The organism is Synechococcus sp. H55.2 (assembly GCF_047462495.1).
GTDB lineage: Bacteria > Cyanobacteriota > Cyanobacteriia > Thermostichales > Thermostichaceae > Thermostichus.
In genome coordinates this window covers 1-9,818 of sequence record NZ_JANSJH010000100.1, presented here as the reverse complement: position 1 = coordinate 9,818, position 9,818 = coordinate 1, and the positions used below count along the sequence as shown (strand labels likewise).

The 9,818-nt window shown below is 58.3% G+C and carries 9 protein-coding genes; 7 read left to right on the top strand and 2 right to left on the bottom strand.

The window, feature by feature from the left end; translation table 11 throughout:
- The 3 genes from NW844_RS10880 to NW844_RS10870 form a co-directional block, all read left to right on the top strand.
- Window positions 1-225: DUF2839 domain-containing protein (locus tag NW844_RS10880; protein WP_414335596.1), on the top strand; the 225-nt coding region annotated here is incomplete at its 5' end.
- 36 nt (window positions 226-261) lie between these two features.
- Window positions 262-1,089, top strand: a complete 828-nt coding sequence (locus NW844_RS10875; protein ID WP_414335594.1) for a carbon-nitrogen hydrolase family protein — start codon at window positions 262-264, stop codon at window positions 1,087-1,089.
- A 9-nt stretch (window positions 1,090-1,098) separates the two neighbouring features.
- Window positions 1,099-1,359: a glutaredoxin family protein gene (locus tag NW844_RS10870; protein ID WP_414335592.1), complete on the top strand. Its 261-nt coding sequence runs from the start codon at window positions 1,099-1,101 to the stop codon at window positions 1,357-1,359.
- Window positions 1,360-1,363: 4 nt separating this feature from the next.
- Here NW844_RS10870 and NW844_RS10865 read toward each other — a convergent pair whose 3' ends face one another.
- Window positions 1,364-4,858 (bottom strand): DNA polymerase III subunit alpha, encoded by a 3,495-nt coding sequence (locus tag NW844_RS10865; RefSeq protein WP_414335591.1) that lies wholly within the window; start codon window positions 4,856-4,858, stop codon window positions 1,364-1,366.
- Window positions 4,859-4,971: 113 nt separating this feature from the next.
- Here NW844_RS10865 and selD point away from each other — a divergent pair, with 113 nt between their 5' ends.
- The 3 genes from selD to NW844_RS10850 all read left to right on the top strand — a co-directional run bounded on the left by selD (window position 4,972) and on the right by NW844_RS10850 (window position 7,878).
- On the top strand, window positions 4,972-6,036 hold the full coding sequence (gene selD / locus NW844_RS10860) for a selenide, water dikinase SelD (RefSeq protein ID WP_414335589.1): 1,065 nt from the start codon (window positions 4,972-4,974) through the stop codon (window positions 6,034-6,036).
- A gap of 119 nt (window positions 6,037-6,155) precedes the next feature.
- Window positions 6,156-6,656, top strand: coding sequence for a hypothetical protein (locus tag NW844_RS10855; protein ID WP_414335588.1), 501 nt, complete (start codon window positions 6,156-6,158; stop codon window positions 6,654-6,656).
- 115 nt (window positions 6,657-6,771) lie between these two features.
- Entirely contained in the window at window positions 6,772-7,878 is a 1,107-nt protein-coding gene (locus NW844_RS10850) for an ABC transporter permease (protein WP_414335586.1), read from the top strand.
- A 54-nt stretch (window positions 7,879-7,932) separates the two neighbouring features.
- On the opposite strand, the gene NW844_RS10845 is transcribed toward NW844_RS10850, so the two are convergent.
- Entirely contained in the window at window positions 7,933-8,862 is a 930-nt protein-coding gene (locus tag NW844_RS10845) for a hypothetical protein (protein WP_414335584.1), read from the bottom strand.
- A 282-nt stretch (window positions 8,863-9,144) separates the two neighbouring features.
- Here NW844_RS10845 and NW844_RS10840 point away from each other — a divergent pair, with 282 nt between their 5' ends.
- Window positions 9,145-9,738: a hypothetical protein gene (locus NW844_RS10840; protein WP_414335582.1), complete on the top strand. Its 594-nt coding sequence runs from the start codon at window positions 9,145-9,147 to the stop codon at window positions 9,736-9,738.
- Window positions 9,739-9,818: the final 80 nt, after the last annotated feature.

The following is a 9,818-nucleotide window of genomic DNA, read 5'->3' as shown; positions in this document are numbered from 1 at the left end:
CCTATGGGCGAAGCAAAGCGCCGCAAAACCCGCAACAGCCCCGACCCTGACCAAGAGCTACTGTTTCCCCAGCTCAAAGATATTCCTCTCACCAAAGCCCAAGCCCGCACGATCTACAATTGGACAACTCGGGGCGCTTGGGCCGGCATTATTCTCCTGGCCATTGTCTGGGTGGTGGTGCGATTTGTGGGGCCTGCGTTGGGCTGGTGGCACCTGGTGGGCTAGACGGCTGGATCCTTTGAGTTTTCCTGGAGTTTCCCCATGCGATCCTATTTGGCAGCCGCCCTTCAGATGACCAGCACCCCCGATCTGGCCGGCAACCTACAACAGGCAGAGGAGTGGATTGACTTTGCGGCGCGGCGGGGATGTGAGCTGGTAGCTTTGCCGGAAAACTTTGCCTTCATGGGGCCGGAGGAAGAAAAAGCTCGCCTTGCCTCGGAGATCGCGCAGCGGGCCGAGGAGTTTTTGGCCAAGATGGCCCAGCGCTACCAGGTATTCGTGCTGGGCGGGGGATACCCGGTGCCGGATGGACAAGGCAAGGTGTACAACACCGCCGCCCTCTACAGCCCCGAGGGCAAGGAGCTGGCTCGCTACTGCAAGATCCACCTCTTCGACGTCAACCTGCCCGACGGCAACACCTACCGCGAGTCGAACACGGTGGTGAGCGGCAACGAGGTGGTGGTCTGCCAGGAAGAGCGGCTGGGCATGCTAGGTCTATCGGTTTGTTACGACGTGCGCTTTCCGGAGCTGTATCGTTCCTTGGTGGATCGAGGAGCGCAGGTGCTGTTGATCCCCGCCGCCTTTACCGCCTACACGGGCCGGGACCACTGGCAGGTTTTGCTACAGTGTCGCGCTATTGAAAACACCTGCTATGTGATTGCTCCCGCCCAGGTGGGCACCCACTACGAGCGGCGGCAATGTCATGGCCACGCCATGATCGTGGATCCTTGGGGGACGATCCTGGCGGATGCCGGCGGCGAAAAACCAGGGGTGGCCATTGCCGAGATCGACCCGGAGCGCCTGCAGCTTATCCGGCGGCAGATGCCCTCGCTGCAGCACCGTCGTCTGGCCTGTACTGTCAGCCTTTAGGGATCCCCTATGCCTTGGCCGCCCTTGATCCTCTACAGCAAGCCCGGCTGCCACCTCTGCGAGGGCCTAGCGGAGAAGTTGCAGCAGATCCCTGAGATCGCCACGTTGGAAATCCGCGACATCACCACTAACCCCACCTGGTGGGAGCGCTACCAACTGGAGGTTCCCGTGCTGAGCTTGGCGGGGGATCCCGAACGATCTCTGCCCCGCCCCTCGCCGCGGCTAACCGTGACCCAGTTACGCACTTGGCTGGAACAACAGTTGGGTTGACGGCTTAAGAGGCTAGCGCTTCGCTGCGGGCGGTATAGCCAGCTTGGCGGAGGGCCTCAACTGCAGCCTGGGCATTTTTAACCCAAAATTGGGATCCCAGCCTCACCCAGAGCGTGTGGGGAGGGGCGACGATGGCCGCCACAACGGGGATGCGATTTTCTTCCTTGGCTTCCGAGCGTTGGCGGGCAAGCAATGTTTGCAGGCGGTATCGATCCTCCAATGTGCCGGCAGCCTCCAGAGGGAGTTGCACCGTAACCCAACTCACCGATTCAATTGGCTGTAAGTCCTCGACAATCAATTGCACCTGTTCATCCCGCTGATCCACCTTGGCCCAGATCAATAGCCGTTGATCCACCTCCAGGCGATGGCGCAAACGTTCGTAAGTCTTGGGGAAGATCACCGCTTCGCAACTGCCGGTGAGATCTTCCAGTTGCACAATGGCCATGCGATCCCCTTTCTTGGTGGTTACGGTTTTGATGGCAGTCACTAGGGCCAGAATGCCTACAGAAGTCTCGGCTGCGTAGCCGCTCAAATCCGAGAGGTTAACGGGAGCCAACAGGCGCGCCTGCTCTTGAATCCGCCGCAGCGGGTGATCCGAAACATAAAAACCCAACAGCTCCCGTTCCAGCCTTAACTTTTCTGGCGCTGGAAAATCTTCGGTAGCAGGCCCCCGCGGCGCTTCCATAAATCCCTGGCCATCACTGCTGTCGCTGCCCAACAAATCAAATAGGCTGGCTTGACCAATGGCTTTGGACTTGGCCCGCTCCGTCGCCCAGGTGAGAATGGGATCCAGATCCACCATTAATTGCTTGCGGTTGGGGGAAATACAATCAAAAGCGCCTGCACAGATCAGCGACTCGATGGCGCGACGGTTAACCAGGCGCAGATCCACCCGCTGGCAAAAGTCGGCCAAAGAGGTGAAGGGGCCCCCCGCCTGGCGGGCAGCCAGGATGTTTTGAATCGCCCCCTCACCCACATTCTTCACCGCCCCTAGACCAAACAAAATGCTGGATCCTTGGGGGGTAAAATCCAGCCCAGAGCGGTTGATATCGGGCGGTTGAATCTGGATCCCTATCGACAGACAATAGGTGATATAGCGCTGCACCTTATCTTGATCCCCTCCCACAGAAGAAAGCAGCGCCGCCATGTATTCTGTTGGATAATTGGCCTTGAGATAGGCTGTCTGGAAAGTAATCAGTCCATAGGCCGTAGAGTGGGATTTGTTGAAGCAATACTCGGCGAAAGCAACCATCTGGTCAAATAGTTCCGTGGCCACTTCCTTGGCCACACCTCGCTCCAAAGCTCCCCGGACGAATTGCTCCCGCTGTTGCTCCATCTCGGAAACTTTCTTTTTCCCCATCGCCCGCCGCAGCAGGTCGGCCTGGCCCAGGGTATAGCCGGCCATGTCCTGGGCAATGCGCATGATCTGTTCTTGGTAGAGAATGGCGCCGTAGGTATCTTGAAGGATTGGCTTGAGGAGATCGTGGGCATAGGTTACCGGCTTGCGGCCATGTTTGCGATCGATAAAGTCTGGGATCATGCCCGTATCCAATGGCCCCGGTCGGTAAAGAGCCAAGACCGAGGAAATGTCTTCTAAGTTGGAAGGCTTGAGCTCTCGCACCACCTGCTTCATCCCGGAAGATTCCAGTTGGAAGATCCCTTCCAGCTCTCCCTTTTCCAAAAGTTGGTAGGTTTTCTCGTCATCCAATGGTAGGTTATCCAGGTCGATGGTGACCCCTCTGTGCTCTCGAATCAGCTCCACAGCCCGCTGGATCATCGTCAGGTTGCGCAGCCCCAAAAAGTCCATCTTCAGCAGGCCCAGAGACTCAATATCTTCCATCGAGTACTGGGTAATAATTTGACCTTCGTTGTTGTATTGCAAGGGCACGATCTCATCCAAGGGATCCTTGGCGATGACCACGCCGGCAGCGTGAACCCCAAAGGTTTTGTTGGTGCCTTCCAACAGGCGGGCCAGCTCGATCCAGCGGTGAGTGGTTGGGTCTTTCTCGTATTTTTCTTTGAACTCGGGGGCCGGCGTGTTCTCGCCGATCATCTCTTCCAATTTTGCCGGTTTGCCCCGCGACACCGGGATCAGCTTTGCCATTTTGTCGGCTTCGGCATAGGGAATATCGAGCACCCGGGCAACATCTTTGAGAATAGCTTTGGAAGTCATGCGGTTAAAGGTGATGATTTGGGCCACTCGCTCTTGACCATACTTGCGGGTTACATAGTCGATCAGCTCTCCCCGCCGCTCGATGCAGAAATCGGTATCGATATCCGGCATCGATTGCCGTTCTGGGTTGAGAAAACGCTCGAAGAGCAACCCATATTTGACGGGGTCAATATTGGTAATTTGCAGGGCATAGGCCACCAGGGATCCGGCTGCCGAACCGCGGCCTGGGCCTACTGGGATCCCGTGCTCGCGGGCATAGCGAATGTAGTCCCAAACCACCAGGAAATAGCTGGAGAAGCCTTTTTGTTGGATGATGCTTAGTTCAAAGCGCAGGCGCTCCTGATAGTTTTCCGGAATCTGATCTGGATAGGCAACGCCGCAGCGTTTTGCCAAGCCCTGCCAGGCCAATTCGGTGAGATAGCTATCGGCAGAATGGCCCGGTGGAACCGGGTAGTCGGGCATGCGCATTTCCCCAAATAGGTCATAGCCCTCGATCTTTTCCAGCACCTTGAGGGTGTTGGCAATGGCTTCATCGATCACCTCTTGCTCCAGGTGATCGCGGCAGAGGCGGCGCATTTCTTCTGGGCTTTTCAGGTATTCCGTCCCACTGTAGCGAAGGCGATCTTTCTCGGTGAGAGATTTGCCTGTTTGGATGCAGAGCAGGGCATCGTGGGCCTCCACATCCCAGCAGGAGATGAAGTGGCTATCATTGGTGAGGATGATCGGGATCCCCAATTCGCGAGCAATGCGCACCAATTGCACATTGACAAAGCGGTCTTCTCGATAGCCGTGATCCTGGATCTCAATGTAGTAATCGTCTCCAAACTGTTCTTGATACCAGGCGGCAACCTGGCGGGCAATTTCTGGCCGCCCCTGCAAAATGGCCTGGGGCACTTCCCCAGCTCGACAGCCGCTGGTCACGATCAACCCCTCTTTGTATTGGGCCAAATACTCTTTGTTGATGCAGGGGCGCGCAAAGATCCCCTTGCCTTGAACGCCGTGGAGATGGGAAATAGTGGTTAGCTTCACTAAGTTTTTATAGCCCTGGGTGTTTTTGGCTAGAACCACTTGGTGATACTTGGGATACTTGCGGCTTTTGTCTCGAATATCGCCGTTGATAACATACATCTCGTTGCCAATAATCGGCTTGATCCCTTTGCTTTTACACAGTTTCACCAGCTCAATGGCCCCATACATGACGCCGTGATCGGTCAGGGCCAGTCCTGGCAAACCCATCGCCACCACCTGCTCAATCAAACGCGGCAATTGGCTAGCCCCGTCCAGAAGGCTGTACTCGCTGTGCAAGTGCAAGGGGACAAAAGACATGGCAACGCTATGGGTAGAGGGATCCCTTCAACCTTAGCCCAGCGCCCCTTTTTCCAGTTGCTGCTAGCTGCCGCTACAGTAAAGTCAGGCCGACGTTTTCTCCCTTTGCTTGCATGGAGACTCCCCTTCGCCTCACCCAGTACTCCCACGGCGGCGGCTGCGGCTGCAAAATTGCCCCGGCGCTGCTGCAGCAGATTCTTAAGGAGCTGCCTCTTCTTTGGTCAGATCCGGCCCTGTTGGTGGGGGCTGAAACGAGCGACGATGCCGCCGTCTACCAACTCAACGACGAGCAGGCCCTGATCCTGACCACCGACTTTTTCATGCCCATCGTGGACGATCCGGTGGATTTTGGCCGCATTGCCGCAGCCAACGCCCTCTCTGACGTTTACGCAATGGGGGGCACGCCCATTCTCGCCCTCGCCATTTTGGGCATGCCGGTCAACACCCTGCCCCTGTCGGCTATTCGGGAGATCATGGCCGGGGGAATCCAGATCTGTCAGGAAGCCGGGATCCCTTTGGCCGGGGGGCACTCCATCGATTCGCCCGAGCCCATCTTCGGCTTGGTGGCGGCAGGCCTGGCCCACCCGCAGCACATCCGCCGCAACGCCACGGCTCAGCCCGGCGACGACCTCATCCTAACCAAGCCGCTGGGGATCGGGGTGATGACCACCGCCCTAAAAAAGGGTCAGCTTAGCGCAGCGGGCTACGCCGAGGTTTTGCAGGTGATGACTCAGCTTAACCGCATCGGCCCGCAACTGGCGCGGCGACCCCAGGTTCACGCCCTAACCGATGTAACGGGGTTTGGCCTCTTGGGACACTTGCTAGAGGTCTGCCGTGGCTCAGGGGTAAGCGCCGAGTTGGATCTGGCTGCTATTCCCTTTTTGCCCGAGGCCCTCTCCTTGGCGGAGGCGGGGATCTTCCCAGGTGCAGCCCGCCGCAACTGGCAAGGCTATGAAGGCGTAGAGGCCGACTCTCTACCGGAGTGGCAGCAGTTGCTCTTGGCGGATCCGCAAACCAGCGGCGGCTTACTGCTGGCGGTGGATCCCGCCTTCACCGCAGAGCTTTTGCAAGAGCTCCACAGCGCCGGCTACTCCTATGCTCGCCGCATTGGCCGCTGCCAGGCCGGCGAAGGGATCGCCATTCGGGTTGTCGGCGAGATCCAAACCCCCCGCCAGTAGCTTGGGGGAAGGCCACGTTTGGCCCTCTCCCCCCAATCTATGAAGATTTGGTCAAGCAGAGCTGCGAAAGTTGAAGATCTCATGTAAGGGGAAGGGGAGCTGAGATATCTTAAAGAGGTATGAACGAGCCCTCTCCCAACAGCCATAGCCTGGTTCAGTGGGTTGAGCCAGGTCAACTGATTCGCAGCCTCAGCAGCGGCCAATTGCTGATGGTGGATCCGCAGCGGCACAACGCCTTGATCATCTGCAAGACGTTTCATGCCGAGTTTGCCGGGCCGGGCGCTGCGGTGGGGGGGCCCTTGGATGTGGAGTCGAGCAGCGTGATCCCGATTGGGGATGTGGCTCTGTTGCATCCCCAGGGCTATCAAGAGCGGCAAAACGCCTATACCAAGCGGCTGCACTGGATGCGCTGGTTGCAGCAGATCACCGATAATCCTTTGCCGGCCCAGCGGGCGCGGATTTTGCTCTTTAGCTTGGAGGAGTTTTTCTCTGCGGAGTTGGTCAAGCAGTTGCCGGATGACATTTTGGCGCGGCTGGTGGGGGTGCTGCCGCAGACCATCGCCGCAGCTCGGATGGAAATGATGGCCCCCTGCAGCCCCAGCTATTCCCTGGCCGGCTAGGGGGATCCGTTCAAGATTGGACGGCGTGGGCAGTGTCTTCGAAATAACCCCAAAGCTTAGCTACACTAAAAGCCAACTTCGTTCTGGCAACTCGCCCAACCGGGACCCTGGCCTCATGCAGTGGTGGAAACGGCTGCGCCAAAATCGCTGGGCTCAAGTGGGAGCCTACATTCTCGTTTTTTTCTACGTCTGCGCCATTTTTGCCGAGTTTGTTGCCCCCTACAGCCCGCTGGAATCGCAGCCAGGGGGATCCCTTTTGCCCCCCACCGCCATTCACTTGTGGGATGAGTCGGGCGCTTGGCTGGGGCCCCACGTTTACCCCACCCGCCAGGGGCCGGTGGATCTGGAAACGGGCGAACGTCCGCTTTTGGTGGATAGCAGCCGTCCCGCCGGGATCCGCCTGTTTGTGGCCGGCACCCCTTACCGTTGGCTGGGGCTGATCCCCTGGGATCGACATTTGTTCGGCACCGTCCCCCTGCGGCCAGAGGAAGGGCTGCCGGTAGCGCGGCTGCACCTGCTGGGCACGGATGATCAGGGCCGCGACTACTTCAGCCGTCTGGTCTATGGCGGGCGCGTCAGCCTGTTTGTTGGCCTGGTGGGCATCGGCATCTCTTTTCCCATCGGCCTGCTGGTGGGGGCCATATCCGGCTACTTCGGCGGCTGGGTGGATACGCTGCTGATGCGGCTGACTGAGGTGTTGATGTCGATCCCAACCCTGTATTTGCTGGTGTCGCTGGCGGCGGTGTTGCAGGTGAACCCGCTGACCGGCGTGCCCTTCAGCAATGCCGAGCGCTTTTTGGTGATTGTGGCCATCCTCTCTTTTGTGGGTTGGGCGGGCTTGGCCAGGGTCATTCGGGGCCAGGTGCTGTCCTTGCGGGAGCGAGACTTTGTGCAGGCGGCGCGGGTGGCCGGGGCCGGATCCCTGTATCTGCTGGTGCGGCATATTCTGCCTCAGACCACCACCTACGTGGTGATCTCGGCAACCTTGGCGGTGCCCGGCTACATCGTGGCGGAGTCGGTGCTGAGCTTGATCGGCCTGGGGATCCAACAGCCGGATGCGTCTTGGGGAAATATGCTGTCGCTGGCCACCAATGCTTCGGTAATCATTCTGCAGCCTTGGCTGGTGCTAGCCCCCACCCTGATGGTGGTGCTCACCTCTTTGTCTTTTAACTTGCTGGGGGATGGTCTGCGAGATGCCCTCGACCCGCGGGATCCATTTTGAGGAGAAGCTGCTTCCGAATTGTGACGGTTCAGGGGAAATGCGAGGGTCTGCCGTTCACCGCTTTCCGTCCGGATAGAGCCGATTTAGCCCCTTGCGAGCCTTAGCATAAACATCCAAGGTGGCATTCATTTTTAGGATCTGGCGGTAAACTTGCTCGGCCCGGGCGATTTCCCCCTCCTGCTCCAACTTCTCGGCCAGCTTGAGCAAACTTTGGGCCGAGGGATCCGCCAAAGAACCCTGCTCCTGCAGTTGCTGCAGCTCTTCCAGGCGCTCCTGCACCATTGGTCGCAACAGCCAGGAATCATCCAGATCCAACACCTCTCGGTAGTAGCGCTGGGCCTCTTTGAAGTTCTTCTGCTCGTCGTAGGCTTCCGCCAGTTGCAGAGCCAGCTCCGCCGTGGGCCGATCCTTAAACTGGCGATGCAGTTGGTTCAGCCGCCGCAGGAAGGGGGATCCCTGCTGCGGGTTTTGTAAATCCGGGGCGTGTTGAACCGGCAGATAGTTGCTCCTCTCCGCCGATTGTTGAGGGGAAGGGGCAGGCTCCGCGGCTTGAGATCGAAGGGGCGTTTGACGGCTGATGCTTTTGGGGTCAATGGGGGCGGGCTTGTAGACCCAAATCGGCTGATCCGGAGAGGATGCCGGTGGGGTTGGGTGTGGGATCGGCTGGGGCAAGGGAATGGTCTTGCGCTCCGGCGGTTCAGAAGGGGGTTGCTTCAGTTCTGCAAGGGTGCCGGGAGGTTTGGGGGCTTGGAATTGAATTGCTTTGGCAGTCTCCCTGCGCTCTTGGGCCAATTCTCGATAGAGGGCGGCCAATTGGGCATACCCCGCTTCTTCGTAGGCGGTGGCCAGCCAACGGGCATTCTCCGGGCTGGGATCCGCACGATAAGCCCGCCGCAGCAACTGCAAAGCAGTGCCATAATTGCGCTCTCGAATGGCTGCCTGCCCCAAACTGGCTGAGCTGACCCCGGTTGTATCGCTAGCCATGGTTCTCCGTTATGCCTTGCTGTGCAGCGATAATAAATCAGTTTTCCTTTTCCAAGCCAGCCACTCAGGGCAACCTTGGCAACTGGATCCCTTGGCCATAGCATACCCTTGTCGAGCCGAACGCTGACTGTTGGGAAAGACTTCTCTTCTTGTTGGGATCTGCTCGGTAGACATCTTTAGCCGATGTTGATTTGAGATTGAGGCGTTGAGATCTGGATGTGAGGCGTACTTTCAAGCTAGCTTGTAGTCAAGACCCGAGCAGCGACAGGTTTCGGCGCAAACATGATTCAACAGTTTCGAGAGCGGTACCCCATGGGCAGTTTGCTCACCGATCTGTTGCGCGTAGAAGAAGGGATCTACATTGTCAAAGCCCAGGTGGTGGTGAACAACACGGTTCTGGGCAGTGGTATTGCCGGCTCCAACACAGTAGAAGAAGCGGAAGATGCTGCGCTGAAGCGCGCTTTAAACCACGCAGGATTCGGTCATTCCGCAACTTCCTTGAGCTTGGGTATGGATTCTGCTGCCGCCAGGCTGCCCTATTTGCCAACTCCCGACTTGGCCTTGGCCAATGGGCGCACCCACTCTTCTCCTGCCCCTCAAGCCCCTGAGCCAACAGGGATCCCTGCGAAGCCGACTCCCTCAGAATTGCCCAGCTTGAGCGAGCCGGGAGCCTATGGAGATGATCTATCAGACATCATTGCTCAAACAGATGTCGAGATGCAGCGTATTGGCTGGGGCCGCAAGGAAGGACAAGAGTTCCTGGAGCGTCGCTTCCAGAAAAAATCTCGCCACCAACTGAATGAGGCCGAACTGCGGGAGTTCTTGCGCTATTTAAAACAGCAGCCGTCACGCCTCAACAGCGAGCCTCGTTTTTGATTTTCCCAGACTCCCTCACCCCCGGCCCCTCTCCCAGAGGCACCCAAGCGCTCCGCGCCGCTAGCGCGACCACCCCCAAC

What these genes read in the sequence shown, in the direction of transcription:
- NW844_RS10875 (WP_414335594.1), top strand. Translation starts at nt 262, where the DNA reads ATGCGATCCTATTTGGCAGCCGCCCTTCAGATGACCAGCACCCCCGAT.
- NW844_RS10870 (WP_414335592.1), top strand. Translation starts at nt 1,099, where the DNA reads ATGCCTTGGCCGCCCTTGATCCTCTACAGCAAGCCCGGCTGCCACCTC.
- NW844_RS10865 (WP_414335591.1), bottom strand. Translation starts at nt 4,858, where the DNA reads ATGTCTTTTGTCCCCTTGCACTTGCACAGCGAGTACAGCCTTCTGGAC.
- selD (WP_414335589.1), top strand. Translation starts at nt 4,972, where the DNA reads ATGGAGACTCCCCTTCGCCTCACCCAGTACTCCCACGGCGGCGGCTGC.
- NW844_RS10855 (WP_414335588.1), top strand. Translation starts at nt 6,156, where the DNA reads ATGAACGAGCCCTCTCCCAACAGCCATAGCCTGGTTCAGTGGGTTGAG.
- NW844_RS10850 (WP_414335586.1), top strand. Translation starts at nt 6,772, where the DNA reads ATGCAGTGGTGGAAACGGCTGCGCCAAAATCGCTGGGCTCAAGTGGGA.
- NW844_RS10845 (WP_414335584.1), bottom strand. Translation starts at nt 8,862, where the DNA reads ATGGCTAGCGATACAACCGGGGTCAGCTCAGCCAGTTTGGGGCAGGCA.
- NW844_RS10840 (WP_414335582.1), top strand. Translation starts at nt 9,145, where the DNA reads ATGATTCAACAGTTTCGAGAGCGGTACCCCATGGGCAGTTTGCTCACC.